General features: G+C 48.4%; 14 protein-coding genes. 5 read left to right on the top strand and 9 right to left on the bottom strand.

Going from position 1 to position 17,683, the window contains the following annotated elements; all coding sequences use genetic code 11:
• Window positions 1–12: 12 nt before the first annotated feature.
• The gene (locus ACOJUN_RS20200; RefSeq protein WP_422133683.1) at window positions 13–969 is read right to left on the bottom strand and encodes a LysR family transcriptional regulator; all 957 of its coding nucleotides are present in this window, start codon (window positions 967–969) and stop codon (window positions 13–15) included.
• A gap of 386 nt (window positions 970–1,355) precedes the next feature.
• Between ACOJUN_RS20200 and aceA the strand changes: the two genes are divergently transcribed.
• Window positions 1,356–2,627 carry an isocitrate lyase gene (gene aceA, locus ACOJUN_RS20195; RefSeq protein ID WP_422133682.1) on the top strand — a complete coding sequence of 424 codons (1,272 nt, stop codon included), beginning with the start codon at window positions 1,356–1,358 and terminating at the stop codon, window positions 2,625–2,627.
• A gap of 180 nt (window positions 2,628–2,807) precedes the next feature.
• Window positions 2,808–3,806, top strand: a complete 999-nt coding sequence (locus ACOJUN_RS20190; protein ID WP_422133681.1) for a threonine ammonia-lyase — start codon at window positions 2,808–2,810, stop codon at window positions 3,804–3,806.
• Window positions 3,807–3,870: 64 nt separating this feature from the next.
• Here the strand turns inward: ACOJUN_RS20190 and rraA are convergent, their stop codons facing one another.
• Both rraA and ppsA read right to left on the bottom strand, forming a co-directional pair.
• Window positions 3,871–4,353 carry a ribonuclease E activity regulator RraA gene (rraA, locus tag ACOJUN_RS20185; RefSeq protein WP_422133680.1) on the bottom strand — a complete coding sequence of 161 codons (483 nt, stop codon included), beginning with the start codon at window positions 4,351–4,353 and terminating at the stop codon, window positions 3,871–3,873.
• A gap of 142 nt (window positions 4,354–4,495) precedes the next feature.
• Window positions 4,496–6,865, bottom strand: a complete 2,370-nt coding sequence (gene ppsA / locus ACOJUN_RS20180; RefSeq protein WP_422133679.1) for a phosphoenolpyruvate synthase — start codon at window positions 6,863–6,865, stop codon at window positions 4,496–4,498.
• A gap of 205 nt (window positions 6,866–7,070) precedes the next feature.
• Here ppsA and ppsR point away from each other — a divergent pair, with 205 nt between their 5' ends.
• Window positions 7,071–7,892: a posphoenolpyruvate synthetase regulatory kinase/phosphorylase PpsR gene (gene ppsR, locus ACOJUN_RS20175; protein WP_422133678.1), complete on the top strand. Its 822-nt coding sequence runs from the start codon at window positions 7,071–7,073 to the stop codon at window positions 7,890–7,892.
• A 26-nt stretch (window positions 7,893–7,918) separates the two neighbouring features.
• Here the strand turns inward: ppsR and prpF are convergent, their stop codons facing one another.
• Genes prpF through ACOJUN_RS20150 form a run of 5 tightly spaced genes read right to left on the bottom strand, consistent with a single transcriptional unit; the run spans window position 7,919 to window position 14,503 of the window.
• The gene (gene prpF, locus ACOJUN_RS20170) at window positions 7,919–9,109 is read right to left on the bottom strand and encodes a 2-methylaconitate cis-trans isomerase PrpF (protein ID WP_422133677.1); all 1,191 of its coding nucleotides are present in this window, start codon (window positions 9,107–9,109) and stop codon (window positions 7,919–7,921) included.
• Between the two features lie 2 nt (window positions 9,110–9,111).
• On the bottom strand, window positions 9,112–11,712 hold the full coding sequence (gene acnD, locus ACOJUN_RS20165; RefSeq protein ID WP_422133676.1) for a Fe/S-dependent 2-methylisocitrate dehydratase AcnD: 2,601 nt from the start codon (window positions 11,710–11,712) through the stop codon (window positions 9,112–9,114).
• Between the two features lie 18 nt (window positions 11,713–11,730).
• Window positions 11,731–12,873, bottom strand: a complete 1,143-nt coding sequence (prpC, locus tag ACOJUN_RS20160) for a bifunctional 2-methylcitrate synthase/citrate synthase (protein WP_422133675.1) — start codon at window positions 12,871–12,873, stop codon at window positions 11,731–11,733.
• A gap of 38 nt (window positions 12,874–12,911) precedes the next feature.
• Window positions 12,912–13,751 (bottom strand): isocitrate lyase/PEP mutase family protein, encoded by an 840-nt coding sequence (locus ACOJUN_RS20155; RefSeq protein WP_422133674.1) that lies wholly within the window; start codon window positions 13,749–13,751, stop codon window positions 12,912–12,914.
• Window positions 13,752–13,801: 50 nt separating this feature from the next.
• Window positions 13,802–14,503, bottom strand: a complete 702-nt coding sequence (locus ACOJUN_RS20150) for a GntR family transcriptional regulator (protein ID WP_422133673.1) — start codon at window positions 14,501–14,503, stop codon at window positions 13,802–13,804.
• Window positions 14,504–14,759: 256 nt separating this feature from the next.
• Between ACOJUN_RS20150 and pabB the strand changes: the two genes are divergently transcribed.
• Both pabB and ACOJUN_RS20140 read left to right on the top strand, forming a co-directional pair.
• Window positions 14,760–16,160, top strand: a complete 1,401-nt coding sequence (gene pabB, locus ACOJUN_RS20145) for an aminodeoxychorismate synthase component I (protein ID WP_422133672.1) — start codon at window positions 14,760–14,762, stop codon at window positions 16,158–16,160.
• Between the two features lie 72 nt (window positions 16,161–16,232).
• On the top strand, window positions 16,233–16,514 hold the full coding sequence (locus ACOJUN_RS20140) for a hypothetical protein (protein WP_422133671.1): 282 nt from the start codon (window positions 16,233–16,235) through the stop codon (window positions 16,512–16,514).
• A gap of 29 nt (window positions 16,515–16,543) precedes the next feature.
• On the opposite strand, the gene cysB is transcribed toward ACOJUN_RS20140, so the two are convergent.
• Window positions 16,544–17,518, bottom strand: coding sequence for an HTH-type transcriptional regulator CysB (cysB, locus tag ACOJUN_RS20135; protein WP_422133670.1), 975 nt, complete (start codon window positions 17,516–17,518; stop codon window positions 16,544–16,546).
• Between the last annotated feature and the right edge of the window lie 165 nt (window positions 17,519–17,683).

Genomic DNA, 17,683 nt, shown 5'->3' with positions numbered 1-17,683 from the left:
TATCATTTGTTATCAAACAGGGTCGTCACCCGGCTTGGTTTGTTGTGTAGTAGCTTTGATGACCTGCCGTAGCCAGTTATGCCCGGCGTCGTGATGCAACAACGGACTCCATGCCATACGAAGCTGGATTGGGGGGATCTCAAACGGCGGCGGCAAAACCACCAGCTCATCTTCATGGCGGTGCAATTCAGCCAACTTACTGGGCAGAGTCGCAATAAGGTCATTTTGGGATGAGAGCAGCATGGCTACCTGGTAATGTCTCGTCAGGACCCTGATGTCACGCTTGTGACCAATAGCCGACAACGCCTCATCAACCCATCCGAGTTGCTGAACATCTTTTGGGTCAATACCCACCCCGACACCCATACCTGTCTTACTTGCCCATATATGCTGCGCGGAAAGATAACTATCAAGGGTGAAATTACCAATAACCGGATTGTCGCGACTCAGGACACAGGAAAAAGAGTCCTCCCAGATCAATGACTGGTGAAAAGATTGCGGCATATGACTGAAACGGTTAATGGCCATATCAACACGACCATGCTCCACATCATGAAAGGTCACATCGCTGGGCGTGAGAATATCGAGAGTAATCCCCGGAGCCTCAGCTCTGAGCTTTTTCAGCACCATGGGAATGACAGTGGATTCTGAATAATCACTGGCCATAACACGAAACACCCTGGAACTCTCTCCAGGATTAAAGGCATCCCTGGGCAGAAGAGCCTGCTCCAAAAGTTTCAAAGCGTCTGCAATCTGGGGTTTCAGGGCAAGAGCCCTCTCTGTTGGAGACATGCCTTCACTGGTTCTTACCAGCAGAGGGTCATTAAACAAACTCCTGAGTCTTTTCAACCCGTTACTCATCGCTGGCTGGGTTATGCCCAGTTGCTCAGCCGCTTTAGTGACACTTCTTTCACGCAGAAGCACATCCAGATACACTAGCAGGTTCAGATCAACACGAGCCAAGTTCATATTTTTTGTTTACATCCTGAAGCGGTTCGCCAGATGGCCAAGAATAGTTATCCCCCTGCTGCAAAGTCAAACAATCCTCTGATCCTGAAAAACGCCCCATTTATTGCTATAAGCAGCAGCAAGCTCTTTGAATGACACTTCAGGACACCTGAATCCAGAGAATACTGCTTTAAAGCTTCCGGAAGTCTTGTGACATTAACTTTCCGGTTATAAAGAAGAGTTTTTCAGTAAAAGAGCCAACTATGTAGTGGCAAGGGAAGGATATTGTGACATTTTTGATGAGAATATTCACTATAACCATAATAAATTATCAAGTTTGTTATCTTTTGTTATAGATTGAAATTGCCTTGACAAACAACCGTTTGATTTTCAGGAGAGGCGATACAATGTCAACTTATAATCGCGCTGAAGAGATTGCCCGTATCGAACAGGACTGGTCAGAAAATCCTCGTTGGGCCAATGTAAAACGCACCTACAAAGCTGAGGATGTCGTCCGTCTGCGCGGTTCCATTAAGGTAGAAAATACCTTTGCACAAATGGGAGCAGAGAAACTCTGGACTCTACTCTATGAAAACAAGTCACGCAAGGGTTACGTAAACAGTCTGGGGTCTCTGACAGGGGGTCAGGCACTGCAGCAAGTTAAAGCGGGACTGGAAGCCGTTTACCTGTCTGGCTGGCAGGTGGCTGCCGACAATAATTCGGCCAGCTCCATGTACCCCGATCAATCTCTCTATCCGGTAGATTCGGTACCGGCGTTAATCGAAAGAATGAACAACAGCTTCATGAGAGCAGATCAGATCCAATGGAAAAATGGTATCGAACCAGGCGATACAGGATACAGAGATATGTTCGCTCCCATCATTGCCGATGGTGAAGATGGCTTTGGTGGAGTCCGTAACACTTACGAGCTGATGAAAAGCATGATCGAAGCTGGCGCTGCGGGTGTTCACTTTGAAGACCAGCTGGCTTCTGTCAAAAAGTGCGGACACATGGGAGGAAAAGTTCTTGTTCCTACCCAGGAAGCTGTTGACAAACTGATTTCTGCTCGACTGGCCGCAGATGTCGCTGGAGTTCCGACTTTGCTTATGGCAAGAACCGATGCCAGCACAGCTGATCTGATCACCTCTGATATCGATGACTATGATCAGCCTTTCCTGACCGGCGAGAGAACCAAAGAAGGCTTCTATCGCACCCGCAAGGGTATTGAACAGGCGATTGCCCGGGGACTGGCTTACGCACCTTTTGCCGACCTGCTCTGGTATGAATCAGAGACACCGGATCTGGACGAAGCAAGAACCTTTGCCCAGGCTATTCGTTCCGAATACCCGAATCAACTACTGGCTTATAACTGCTCTTCATCCTTTAACTGGAAAAAGAACATGGACGATAAAACCATTGCCCGCTTCCAGGATGAACTAAGTGAGATGGGTTACAAATTCCAGTTCATCACACTGGCAGGTATCCACAGTATGTGGCACAACATGTTTGATCTGGCTTATCACTACGGTAAGGGAGAGGGCATGAAACATTACGCAGAAATGGTTCAGCAACCCGAGCAGGCTGCATTTGAACGAGGCTACACCTTTTCATGCCCTCAGAAAGAAGTTGGGACAGGATACTTTGACCACATCACACACGTGATCCAGAAGAACCGATAGTGCCTTAATTGATTGTGGGAAATTTTGGAGCTTTCTGACAAATTTTAGTACCTGTAACAGCTCTTCATCTTCAACGGATGAAGAGCTGTTTCTTGTTGCACGCCATTTTCCATACCGATAGGAACTCCCTCCCCCTTCATTGTGTCTATTCTGTACTGAGTTGTACAAAATGGAACCCCTATGCCGACCTCTATGCCTATCCCTGACTTAAAAACCCTGAAGGAAATCTATCAAAGCCTGCAGAGCTACACTCGAAAGACACCTATGATTCCCAGTGAAGAACTGGGAGCCAGGGTCCAAGGCAAAGTATTTGTGAAAGCTGAGTCTCTGCAAAAAACCGGCGCGTTTAAATTCAGGGGAGCCCTCTACAGACTACTAAAACTCACTAAACACGAGAAATCACGAGGCGTTATTGCTTATTCTTCCGGCAACTTTGCCAGAGGACTGGCTGCAGCAGGCGAGATATTGGGCATTGATGTTCACCTTGTTATGCCCGCTGATGCCCCGAAGAACAAGATAGAAAGTGCCCGCGCCCATGGTGCAGACGTTAAACTCTGTTACCAATCCGAACCATCCAGAGAGGAGGCAGCCGCCGCAGAGGCCGTTAGACTTTCCCGGCAGCATGACTACTCTCTGCTTCACCCTTTTGATGATGCTACTCTGATTCAGGGTCAGTCAGCTGTCGCCATGGAAGCTTCCGAACAACTTGAACAGATGGGAGAGACCTGCCATTTCCTGTTATGCCCGACCGGTGGCGGTAGCCTGGCCGCCGGTTCGAGCATGGTTTTTAATACTGTGAACTACCCTGATACCCAAGTGCTGGCTATTGAACCCTCCGGGTACGAAGGAATGACTTTGTCGATTGAAGAGGGGCAGCGCGCCAGAGCAGATGGCAAACTATTCAGCTCCTGTGATGCCCTTCAAGCTTTAAGCCCGGGGGAAAAGAATCTCTCAATCATACAGAATTCAAAGGTCGCCGGCCTGGCCGTTGATGAAGAGTTTGTTCACGAAGGCATCCGATTTGCGGCTTCCAAACTGAAGCTAATCCTCGAGCCCAGTGGCGCTATTGGACTCGGGGCACTATTGCAGCACTCAGAAAAGTTCAGGGGAAAAACAACTGTAATCATCGCTTCAGGCGGAAACATTGATATTGAAAAATACGCTATGATCATTCATTGATGACCCAACCATCCTTTCGTGTGATCTAACAGCAGGCTTTTTTCAACCCTCCTTCAAGATTGCGTCATATCAACTGCTCTCGGGAGAAAAGAATTCCATTATTATCGGCGTAAACATAGCCCTCAGGTACAAAATCAACACCGTGAAAAGAGACGACCAGATTGCTTTCACCCACGCCTTTTTTATCTGTCTTCATGGGATGACAGCCCAGCGCCTGAACACCCAGCGGTAAATCGGCAATAATATCGACATCCCTGATGCAGCCATAAATAATAATGCCTGCCCAACCGTTTTCAACGGCACGCTCTGCCAGCATATCGCCCAACATGGCCTTGCGCATGGAACCACCGCCATCAACCACTAACACTCTGCCTTCTCCCGGCTGCCCTACCCACTCACGAACCAGAGAATTATCTTCAAAACACTTCAAGGTCACGACCTGTCCATGAAAAGCATTAACGCCACCAAAGTTTCTGAAACCCGGTTCAACAACGGAGATCTTTTCAGGAAAATCATCACAAAGATCCGGGGTAGTAAACTGAGTCATTCTTTTTTCCTTCTTTTATGAACAAGGTTTGCCGACAAAAAGTGTACAGGAATCAATGAAGTGAAGAAGACAAAGGAAGTGAATAGTGAATATAAAGAGAAATGATGAAGCCCGCATTACGGGCTTCATTTATGGCTCATCGCTATTGAGACTCATTGTCAGCAAGGTACAGCCAGGTTTCCAGCACAGAATCCGGATTAAGAGATACAGTCTCTATACCCTCTTCCATCAACCATTTGGCGAAGTCAGGATGGTCACTCGGACCCTGTCCACAGATACCCACATACTTACCCTGCCTTCTACAAGCCTGAATAGCCATCGACAATAACTGCTTGATAGCAGGATTACGCTCATCAAAAAGATGGGCTATCAGGCCAGAATCCCTGTCCAGACCCAATGTCAGCTGAGTCATATCATTAGAGCCAATGGAGAAACCATCAAAGTATTGCAGGAAGTCATCGGCCATCAACGCATTAGAAGGCAACTCGCACATCATGATGACTCGAAGACCGTTTTCACCTCGCTTCAGGCCAAACTTCTCCATGATGGAAACGACCTGACCCGCTTCTTCCGGGGTTCTGACAAAAGGTACCATCAGCTCAACATTGGTCAGCCCCATTTCATCACGCACCCGCTTCATAGCCCGGCATTCGAGTTCGAAACAATCCTGAAAATCTTCAGAAATATAGCGTGATGCCCCCCGGAAACCCAACATTGGGTTCTCTTCATTGGGCTCATAGAGGTGACCACCCACCAGATTGAAGTACTCATTAGACTTGAAGTCAGACAGACGAACAATGACCTTTTCCGGTGCAAAGGCGGCCGCAATGGTGGAGACTCCCTCAACCAGTTTTTCAACATAAAAGTCTACCGGACTGCTGTAGCCTGATATGCGCTCACCTACCTGTCGCTTCACATCCACAGGCAGCTTGTTAAAATTCAGCAGGGCTTTCGGATGCACACCAATCATTTTGTTGATGATGAATTCAAGTCTTGCCAGACCTACACCTTTGTTGGGTGTACGAGAGAAACTGAAAGCACGATCCGGATTACCTACGTTCATCATCAGCTTGAAAGGCAACTCCGGCATGACATCCAGATCACGAACCTTGTGCTCGAAGTTTAAAAGGCCCTCGTATATAAAACCGGTATCCCCTTCTGCACAAGAAACGGTTACAGGAGTACCTTCCCTGAGCCTGAAGGTCGCATCGCCACAACCCACAACCGCAGGAATACCCAACTCACGAGCAATAATGGCTGCATGACAGGTTCTGCCACCCCGGTTAGTCACGATGGCAGAAGCCCGCTTCATAACTGGTTCCCAATCAGGATCAGTCATATCAGTGACCAGAACATCGCCTTCCTGAACCTTGTCCATCTCATCAATATCTTCGATCAGGCGAACTCTACCCTGACCGATTTTCTGGCCAATACTGCGACCTTCAGCCAGCAATTCGCCCTTCTCTTTAAGGATGAAGCTTTCCAGCTTTCTGCCACTGCTCTGGCTTTGTACAGTTTCAGGACGAGCCTGAACAATGTAGAGCTGCTGATCATCACCATCTTTAGCCCATTCAACATCCATTGGACAACCGTAATGCGCTTCAATAGCCATGGCCTGACGGCACAACTCAGTGACATCCTCATCGTTGATTGAAAACTGCCCTCTGGCATCCAGATCCACATCTACCGTTTCTACCGAACGACCTGCCGAACCGCTGTGGCCATAGATCATCTTGATCGCCTTGCTGCCCAGAGTACGTCTCAGAATACCGGGACGTCCAGCTTTGACAGCAGGCTTATAGACGTAAAATTCATCCGGATTAACAGCACCCTGAACAACTGTCTCACCCAAACCGTAAGAAGCCGTAATAAACACGGCCTGATCAAAACCGGACTCTGTATCCAGAGAGAACAGAACCCCGGAAGAACCGGTCTCGCTGCGCACCATTCTCTGAATACCGGCAGACAGTGCTACATTCCTGTGATCAAAGCCCTGATGAACACGGTAAGCAATAGCACGATCGTTAAAGAGCGAGGCAAACACTTCGCGAACAGCAATCAGCACGTTTTTTGCACCGCGAATATTCAGAAAAGTCTCTTGTTGACCTGCAAAAGAGGCATCGGGAAGATCTTCCGCAGTCGCTGACGAGCGGACCGCTACTGGCAGGTCATCACTCCCGGAAAGAGACTGGTAAGCTTTAATAATGGACTCTTCCAGTTCCGGCCTGAAAGGTTCCTCCATAATCCAGCGACGGATTTTAGCGCCAGCAGTGGTCAGCGCCCGTATATCATTGATGTCCAGGTCATCCAACAGGCTATGAATTCTTTGATAAAGTCCGTTGCCATCGAGAAAGTCCCGATAAGCCTCGGCCGTTGTTGCAAAACCACCCGGGACTTTTACCCCGGCCTTGCTTAAGCCACTGATCATCTCGCCTAAAGAGGCGTTCTTGCCGCCGACTTTTTCGACGTCTCCCATGCCCAGAGTTTCCAGGCCTACTACAAAATTATTCAAAGCAGCATTCCCCGCTCTTTTCTATCTGCTTATGGCTGTTTCGGTTAGCCAGGCGTGCTTGTATGCTTATGGCCAACTCTTGGCTTTTTTGTACAAAAGACAAACGTCTGTTATACCAGATTCAGTCCAGCCTATCGCTTCCGTGTTACGGTAGGTACACTATGTTAGATTTTGTTATAAAATGAAATACCTTGAAGGAAAAAAAGTGAAAAGAACGGCAATTTTCGTCTCAGATGGCACAGGAATCACTGCAGAGTCGTTCGGACAGAGTCTCCTCGCGCAGTTTGAAGGCTATGAGTTTCAACATGTTACCTTCCCTTATATAGATTCCACTGTAAAAACCATTCAGCTGATTGAAAAGATTCACAGCATTCACAAAGTAGAACAGATAAGACCTGTCGTCTTCATGACAGTTCTGAATGAAGACGTCAGTCGCATACTCCACACCAGTGGTGCTTATATAATAGACCTCTTCGAAACTTTTCTGCCGGGTCTTGAGCATGAGTTCGGCCAACACCCCCTCTATAGAACGGGCAAAAAACGTTCCACAACTCACAGCCACATTTACCACCGACGTATAGAAGCTGTTCAGTTCGCTCTTGATAATGATGACGGTGCAAAAACAAGAAATTATGACAAGGCAGATATTATTCTGCTGGGGGCCTCCAGAAGTGGTAAAACCCCGTCCTGCATTTACCTGGGCCTGCAGTTTGGCATATTCGCAGCGAACTATCCGATCACAGAAGAAGATCTGGATGAACCGCTCAGGCTCCCCAAACCCTTGCAGCCACACAGGGACAAATTGTTTGGCCTGACGATTCATCCCGGTCGTCTGGCTGGTATTCGCCACGAAAGACGGCCAAACTCACGCTATTCATCCAGCCAGCAATGTCAGTTTGAAATCCATACGATTGAGCAGATTTATCGCAAGGAACGTATTCCCTACATCAACAGTACTGATTACTCTGTTGAAGAAATTTCTACTCGTATTATGGATCTTGCTCACCTCAAACGACGGCTGAAGTAACATTCGATGGAGTTTTGATTGTCAAATTAAAAAGAATCCCCGGGGACTCTTACCCAGCCTTCCATCAGAACCCGGGCACTGCGGCTCATAATAGCTTTTTTCGCTGTCCAGCCTCCCTTTTCCAGGGCAGCTTCCGCGCCAACTCGCAAGACGCCAGAAGGGTGCCCGAAACGAACCGTATTGCGTTCACCACCACCTGCAGCCAGGTTTACCAATGTTCCGGGAATAGCGGCTGCAGTGGCGACGGCTACTGCGGCAGTTCCCATCATGGCGTGGTGAAGCTTGCCCATGGATAAGGCTCTCACCAATAGATCAATATCATCCATTTTGATCTCTTTACCACTGGATGTGGTATATGGGGCAGGCCTGGCGACAAAAGCAACCTTGGGAGTGTGCTGACGTTTTGCAGCTCCATCTACATGGTCAATGAGCCCCATCCGGACAGCACCATGAGCACGAATGGTTTCAAAACGTGCCACTGCCTCTTCATCACCATTGATGGCTTCCTGCAACTCGACTCCGGAGTAACCCAGCTCTTGCGCATTCAGGAAAATGGTTGGAATACCCGCATTAATCAACGTAGCTTTCAGCGTCCCACTCTCTATAACATGAGAGGGAACTTCCAGATCATCAATCAGGTTACCCGTTGGGAACATAACGCCATCGCCGTCGGCTGGATCAAGAAACTCCAACTGAATTTCTGCCGCCGGAAAGGTCACACCATCCAGCTCAAAGTCCCCAGTCTCCTGAACCTCCCCATTGATGACAGGCACATGGGCAACAATGGTCTTTTTGATGTTGGACTGCCAGATGCGCACCATGGAAACACCATTCTCCGGAACACGGCGGGGATCAACCAGACCTCTACTGATGGCAAAAGCACCGACAGCACCAGTCAGGTTGCCACAGTTGCCACTCCAGTCTATGAAAGGCTTATCAATGGAAACTTGGCCGAACAGGTAATCCACATCGTGATCTGGCTGACGGCTTTTAGAAAGAATGACAATTTTACTGGTACTCGAAGTAGCCCCGCCCATTCCATCAGTGTGCTTTTCATAAGGATCGGGACTGCCAATCACCCGCAGCAACAGGTTATCCCGGACTTCGCCGGGAATCTGCGCCCGCTCAGGGAGGTCCTCCAGAGTGAAGAAGACTCCTTTACTGGTGCCACCCCGAATATAACTGGCTGGTATCCTGATCTGAGGCACATGCGACATTCTTATTTGCCCTCCAGAAAGTCTTTGGCAAATCGCTGTAGTACACCACCAGCAGCGTATACAGAAACTTCTTCTTGTGTATCAAGGCGACAGGTCACAGTTACTTCCAAGGTTTCACCATTGGCACGATGAATCAGCAGCGTCAGATTCGCTCGTGGAGCAGGCTCACCCAGAACATCATAAGTTTCAGTACCGTCCAGACCCAGAGTTTTACGGGTAGTGCCATCCTTGAATTCAAGTGGCAGAACCCCCATACCCACCAGGTTGGTCCTGTGGATACGTTCAAAACCTTCAGCCACAATAGCTTCAACGCCGGCAAGACGAACCCCTTTCGCAGCCCAGTCACGGGACGACCCCTGGCCATAGTCGGCACCCGCAACAATAACCAGTGGTTGCTTGCGATTCATGTAGGTTTCAATCGCTTCCCACATACGGGTTTCTTTACCTTCAGGCTCAATACGGGCAAGGGAACCCTGTTTCACCGCGCCTCTGTCATCCAGACACATTTCGTTGAGCAGTTTCGGATTAGCAAAGGTCGCTCGCTGCGCGGTCAAATGGTCACCACGGTGTGTGGCATAGGAGTTGTAATCTTCTTCAGGCAATCCCATTTTCGCCAGATATTCACCAGCCGCAGAACTCGCCAGAATGGCATTCGATGGTGACAGGTGATCGGTAGTAATGTTGTCACCCAAAAGTGCCAGAGGACGCATACCCTTCAGTGTTCGCTCACCAGTCAGCGCTCCTTCCCAGTAAGGAGGGCGACGGATATAAGTACTCATTGGACGCCAGTCGTAAAGCGGACTACTGGCTTCTTCTACCCTATCCAGATCAAACATAGGGATGTAAACTTCGTTAAACTGCTCTGGTTTCACATTTTCAGCAACGATCGCATCAATATCTTCATCACTTGGCCAGATGTCTTTCAGAGTGACGACATTGCCGTATTTATCTGTCCCGAGTGCATCTTTTTCTATATCAAAACGAACGGTACCGGCAATGGCATATGCCACTACCAGAGGCGGAGAAGCCAGAAAGGCCTGCTTTGCATAGGGGTGGATACGGCCGTCAAAGTTTCGGTTACCAGATAATACCGCTGTAGAGTAGAGGTCGCGATCAATCAATTCTTTCTGGATGTCCGGGTCCAGGGCACCACTCATACCGTTACAGGTCGTACAGGCATAAGCGACAATTCCAAAACCCAGTTTCTCAAGCTCAGGCAATAAACCAGACGCTTCAAGATAGAGTCTGGCAACTTTGGAGCCTGGCGCAAAAGAGGATTTAACCCAGTGCTTGCGCACCAGACCCAGTTCATTCGCCTTTTTGGCAACAAGGCCCGCAGCCACAACATTGCGAGGGTTGCTGGTATTAGTACAGCTGGTGATCGCAGCAATGATCACTGCACCATCGGGCAGAAGACCGGCTTTTTCTTCGGCCTGAGCTTTGTCCAGATTTACAGCAATGCCACGCTTGGCCAGCTCAGAGGTGGGCAGACGACGATGAGGGTTTGATGGCCCCGCCATATTACGAACAACAGTGGACAGGTCAAACCTGAGTACACGCTCATATTCAGCAGTTTTCAAATCATCAGCCCAGAGCCCGGTTGTCCTGGCATAATTTTCAACCAGCGTCACCTGCTCCGGCTCACGCCCTGTAAGCTTTAGATAGTCGATGGTTTGCTCATCAATGTAAAACATGCTCGCAGAAGCACCAAACTCCGGTGTCATATTGGAAATAGTGGCACGGTCACCAATAGTCAGATCCGCAGCACCTTCACCAAAGAACTCGAGGTAAGAAGAAACAACACGCTCATTACGCAGGAACTCTGTTATGGCCAGAACAATATCGGTTGCGGTAATACCGGGCTGGCGCTTGCCTGATAGCTCAACACCAATAATCTCTGGAAGACGCATCATGGAAGGACGCCCGAGCATAACCGTTTCAGCTTCCAGCCCACCAACACCCATTGCAATAACACCCAAAGCATCAACATGAGGCGTATGGCTGTCTGTACCCACACAGGTGTCCGGATAAGCGACACCATCACGGGCCTGAATCACCGGAGACATTTTCTCCAGATTAATCTGGTGCATGATGCCGTTACCCGCCGGGATAACATCAACATTTTTAAAAGCCGTTTTGGTCCACTCAATAAAATGAAAGCGATCCTCATTACGACGATCTTCAATGGCACGGTTCTTTTCAAAAGCTTGCGGATCATAGCCTCCGAACTCTACAGCAAGAGAGTGGTCAACAATCAACTGCGTGGGAACAACCGGATTAACCTCGGCAGGATCACCTCCCTGTTTGGCAATCGCATCACGCAGGCCAGCCAGATCAACCAGAGCCGTCTGGCCGAGAATGTCATGACACACGACACGGGCTGGATACCAGGGAAAATCAAGCTCACGCTTACGTTCTATGATTTGCTTCAGGGCGTCCGTCAGGGTTTCGGGGTCACAGCGACGAACGAGCTGCTCAGCCAGAACCCGGGAAGTATATGGCAAAGTTGCGTAGGCACCAGACTGGATCGCTTCGACGGCTGCACGAGTATCAAAATAATCCAGCTGAGTTCCCCGTAATGGTTTGCGATAGGCAATGTTCATAACTTCAGGCCTTCTGTTTTATAAACGGTCTTCGATCGCAACCCACTCGGCAGTTTCCGGACCTGTGTAGTCAGCAGAAGGACGGATAATACGATTATTGGCACGTTGCTCCATAACGTGTGCCGCCCAGCCAGAAACACGTGAACAAACAAAGATTGGTGTAAACAGCTTGGTTGGAATACCCATAAAGTGATAAGCAGAGGCGTGAAAGAAGTCAGCGTTACAGAACAATTTCTTCTCGCGCCACATGACCGCTTCAACACGCTCGGAAACAGTATACAAGTACTCATCGCCAACCTGCTGAGACAATTTTCTGGACCACTCTTTAATAATGGCGTTACGAGGGTCAGACTCACGGTAAATTGCATGGCCAAAGCCCATAATCTTATCCTTACGAGCCAGCATGGTCATGATGTTTCGTTCTGCCTCATCGGCAGAGCGCCAGTTCTCTATCATAGCCATGGCAGCTTCGTTCGCACCGCCATGCAGAGGTCCACGCAAAGAACCAATCGCAGCCGTTACACAGCTGTGAACGTCAGAAAGTGTGGAAGCACAGACACGGCCGGTGAAGGTGGAAGCATTAAATTCATGCTCGGCGTACAGGATCAGGGAAGCGTGCATTACCTTTACGTGCAGAGGTTCTGGCTTGCTGTCATGCAAAGTCCACAGGAACTGTTCAGCAATGGAATCAGCTTCGGTATCTACATTAATACGAATGCCTTTATGACTGTAGTTGTACCAATAATTGATCATGCCTGGGAAGATGGCCAGCATACGATCGATGTGATCCAGTTGTTCGGAGAAACTATGCTCAGTCTCCAGATTACCCAACACTGAACAACCGGTTCGCATAACGTCCATTGGGTGCGCACCCGCAGGAACCTGCTCTAATACCACCTTCAGGGCATCAGGCAGTGAACGCATCCCTTTCAGACGGGTTTTATAGGCTTCCAGCTCGGACTGATTGGGCAGCTTGCCGTAAAGCAGCAGATAAGCCACTTCTTCAAACTGAGCCTTGTCAGCCAGTTCCTTGATATCATAACCGCGATAAGTCAGACCTGAACCAGTTTTACCAACGGTGCAGAGTGCAGTTTCACCAGCAGACTGACCACGCAGGCCAGCACCACCGGGCTTCTTAATGGAAAGCGTCTTTTCTGCCACGATCGTTCTCCGTTCTTCTTATTGAATAGGTGTCATCACTAAGGATTCAGAAATTCTTCGGTCTTAACCAGTCGCTCACGTTCCTGAAACGTCATCATGCCATTGGCAATGGCACCGCTGTTGCCGTCACGCTTAATGACTTCAAGCACTTCACGCATAGCAGTCACTGCAGCTCTCTGCAGATCGGAAGGAATGATGATCAGTTGATAGCCCATTGCTTTAAGATCTTCTGTAGGTACCAGCGGTGTCTTGCCACTGTAGAACATATTGATCAGTTTCGGGCCAGGTGCCTGTCTCGCGATCTCTTCTATCTGCTTAATAGTCTGGGGAGCTTCGACGAACAACATATCTGCTCCCGCATCAACATAGGCCTTGACCCGTTCGATTGCATCGTCAAAGCCGGTTACCGCAATAGCATCCGTTCGCGCTATGACAGTGACATTACCGGCGTATTTGGCAGCAATGGAAACTTTCCTGCACATTTCTTCACTGGACACCAGAGACTTGCCATCCAGATGCCCGCAACGCTTTGGAAATTCCTGATCTTCCAGGTGAAAGCCACACACTCCGGCGCTTCTGAAAAGTTCTACGGTGCGTCTGACATTTACTTCGTTACCGAAACCGGTATCCGCATCGGCAATCACGGGAAGTGAAGTGGCTTCACAGATTTGACGGACACGTTCGACCACTTCAGTCAAGGTCAGCAGACCAATATCGGGAACACCTGTGCTTCGAGCTATAGCACCACCACTTCCATACAGTGCAGAAAAGCCCGCTTCTTCACCCAGACGAGCAGAGATACCATCGTATACACCAGGCGCGGTAACAATGCCCTCTTTAGCGATCAGTCGACCAAGGGCGTTGTTTTTATCACTCATTTCACGTCCTCTATTTATCCAGAAAAAATATTTTGCCCCTGGGGCAAAGGTTATTTCATTCGTTCATGCTGGTGATTGGAGTCAATGAATTGTTCAATTTCTTTTCTGGCCCGGACAATATGACGGCGCATCAACATTTCGGCCAACTCACCATCACGGTCTTTCAGAGCCCTGAAGATCATCTGATGCTCAGTCAACGCTTCTTCAGGACGAGCAGGACGACCTGAAGTTTTTCGGTACATTTGAATCAGATGATAGAGCTCATCACAGAGCGAACGTATCAGCCTCTGATTGCAGGAACCATGGATCACACGGTAATGAAAATCCAGATCACCCTCCTGATCAATGTATGACTGGCCACTGTGCTCATTAATATGGCTGGCATGTGTTTCAAGCAGGAATTCGAGATCCAGCAGTTGTTGATCGGACATATGGATTGCTGCCAATCGAGCCGCCATGCCCTCAAGCGCTTCCCGAACGGCAAAAATTTCTGACAACTCATTCTGGCTAAGAGTGACTACCCTGGCACCCACATGAGGAGCACGAACAACGAGACCGGCAGCTTCAAGTTTCAAGAGTGCTTCTCGAAGAGGACCACGCCCGACACCGTACTTTCTTGAAAGCTCTGGCTCTGAGATTCTGCTGCCCTGACTTAAACGACCCGAAGTAATATCTCCGATCAGCAGGCCCATCACCTCTTGCGACTGAGTCCCAACACGAACCGGGCCCTTGTTTGCGAACTTTTCTGGCATAAGAATTGTTTACAATATTCTTTTTTTAAGCCATTTATACATTAGTAATGCTTCAAAATACAGATTATTGTTAACAATCTGAAAATTGGCAAAAATTTTTGCAAGATATATTGCTTTCAACTGAATTAAGACTAATTTCTTAGAACCTGACCGGCCTTTGAAAACAGTAATCCTGAACAATAAAACACCAGAAAAGTCCGTAGCGCCAACAATACTCTGAAGGTAAAATGCGCCTCTGATCTGACCCGGGATTTTTATGCCTTTTATGAAAGAGCTATTCATCGTTGAACTGGACTACCTGAGTGACTCCAGCCCTTATTTCGAGCCTTTTATCAAGCAACCCTGGGCATGTTATCTGGACAGCTGCTCTTCCTCTTCCTTGAAAGAGCAGCACAATCGCTATGACATCATCACTGCTGATCCCTGGGCCGTCGTCACTGTAGACAGCCACTACCGCATAAAGACCATCAATCGTCTATCCGGTGAAAGTCGGGTTGAGAGCGATCGGTCCCCTTTCAAGATTCTGGATAATTTACTCGCAACCATGTCGGAAGTAGAACACTCTGAATTACCCTTCACGGGTGGCGCCATGGGATTTTGGGGCTACGAGCTTTGCGGTTTGAGTGAGCCGGAAAGGATTCAGTTTCGACAGCTGGAAACGCCTTTAATGAGCGTAGGTCTTTATCATTGGGCCATTATTTCCGACCACCATCAACAAAAAACCGTCTTTTTCAGTCACCCTGATATGCCAGAGAGTAACCGGGAAAGTATTCTTGCTCTCATCCATAACAAAGCAGGCCTCGAGGATTCATCGCCATTTCAGTTGCAGGAAAAATTTTCTACTACCATCAGCGAATCAGAGTATGAATCCGCCTTCAATAAAGTTCAGGACTACATACTTGCAGGTGATACCTATGAAGTAAATCTGACACAGGAATTTACCAGTCGATTCAATGGCGATTGCTGGCAGGCATACAAACATCTCAGGAAAGTGAGTCCAGCGCCCTATTCTGCTTACCTGTCTCATCTCGATGTCACTGTTCTGAGTCACTCGCCAGAACGTTTTATAAAAGTGACTGATTCCAAGGTAGAAACTCACCCCATAAAAGGTACAAGACCCAGAGGTGAAACACCTGAAGAAGATCTTACCCATGCTGAAGAATTATTGGCTAGCGAAAAAGATCGCTCTGAGAATCTGATGATTGTTGACCTGTTGAGAAACGATCTCGGTAAAGTCTGCAAGCCCGGAAGCATAAACGTTCCCAGACTGTTTGAGCTGGAAAGTTATGCTAATGTTCATCACCTGGTCAGCACCGTGACCGGTGAACTGAGTCAGGAACACAGCATTCTCGAACTGATGGAAGGTGCCTTCCCGGGTGGTTCAGTCACCGGCGCCCCAAAAATCAGGTCCATGGAAATCATTCGTGAACTTGAAGCTGTCGCCAGAAACGTATACTGCGGCGCTATTGGCTATATCAGCTGTAACAACAAGATGGACACCAGCATTACCATCAGGACTCTGGTTGCTCATAATCAAAAGCTTCGCTGCTGGGGTGGAGGTGCCATTGTTGCAGATTCAGACTGTCACCAGGAATATCAGGAATCCATAACCAAGGTAAAAAACCTGATGACAGCTCTCGAAACTTTCTTTGAATAAATAACCACGAGCGAAGAAAAAACAACGTTTTCATAATAAAATAAACCGCAAACCAGCCACAGGAGTCTCTTGATGAAAATCACCATGGTCAAAAAAATAATGGCGGACGGTAGCCCCTGCAAAAAATGCAGTGAAGTTCTGGAGCGACTACAAAGCTCCGGTCACCTTGAAAAAATTGACCAGGTACTGATTGCCAAGGAAGGTGAAACTTCGAGCGAGGGTGCACTTCTGGCCGATCACTACCAGGTAGACAAGGCTCCGTTTTTTGTCGTTGAGGAAGACGGTCAGGAACCGAGAGTCTACACCGTTTACTTCAAGCTGGTGAAGGAAGTGCTGAATCGGCAGGCTGCGTAATGCAGCCGCCACTTCAAAGGAAATAAAAGTCAGTGATCGGGTAGCTGAACACCAGAGAACAGTTCATCTACCTCGGCTTTGTTATGTCTTGAAATCGCTTCCTGCACAACCTCTTTCGTCAAATGTGGCGCAAAATGCTGGATGAAGTCATACATAAATCCGCGCAGGAAGGTCCCTCTTCTGAAACCAATCTTGGTGACACTGGGTTCAAACAGGTGATCCGCATTCAGGGGAACCAGGTCGGAATCCAGCTCTGGGTCATAGGCCATCTTCGCAACAATCCCCACACCCAGCTTTAATCTTACATAGGTTTTAATGACATCAGCATCGGTTGCCGTGAAGACAACTCTGGGCGACAAGCCTTCATTCATAAAAGCCTCATCCAGCTTGGAACGACCTGTAAAACCAAATACATAAGTCACCAAAGGATGTCGGGCAACATCCTGAAGTGTCAGTTCAGATATTTGTGCCAGCGGATGATCTTTCGGGACAAGCACACAGCGATTCCAGCGATAGCAGGGCATCATCACCAGATCGTTAAAGAGTTCGAGCGCTTCGGTCGCAATGGCAAAATCGACAACACCGTCAGCGGCCATCTCGGCAATCTGGATCGGAGCACCCTGATGCATGTGCAGGGACACATCTGGATACTGGGAAATAAAGTTATTGATGATGTCAGGCAGCGCGTAACGTGCCTGGGTATGAGTCGTAGCAATGGACAGAGAGCCTTTACGTTCATCACTGAACTCTTGTGCCACCTGTTTGATGCTTTCGACTTTTCTTAGAATTTCACCCGCAGTTTCTATAATTTTTTCACCAGCCGGGGTGATTCGGGTCAGATGTTTACCGCTGCGGGCAAACACCTCAACACCCAGTTCATCTTCAAGCAGACGAATCTGTTTGCTGATACCAGGTTGCGAGGTATATAAACTCTGCGCTGTGGCGGATACATTGAGATCATGGTGAGCGACCTCCCAGATATAGCGCAGTTGTTGCAGCTTCATTGATGGCCTCCGGTCGAGCTAACGTCTACCCATAGCGTGAAAAAATACAAGCACTCTTAGTTCATAGCGGCATAAGAGAATATCATTTAATTACTTCCAAGAATACAAGCCGGTCGCTACAGTTACCAGTGAATCATGCAGCTTTAATCATGATTTCAAACATCG

Source organism: Endozoicomonas sp. ALD040, from assembly GCF_049275945.1.
Taxonomy (GTDB): domain Bacteria; phylum Pseudomonadota; class Gammaproteobacteria; order Pseudomonadales; family Endozoicomonadaceae; genus Endozoicomonas_A.
The sequence above is the reverse complement of the archived record's forward strand: the minus strand, read 5'-3'. Positions and strand labels throughout refer to the sequence as shown.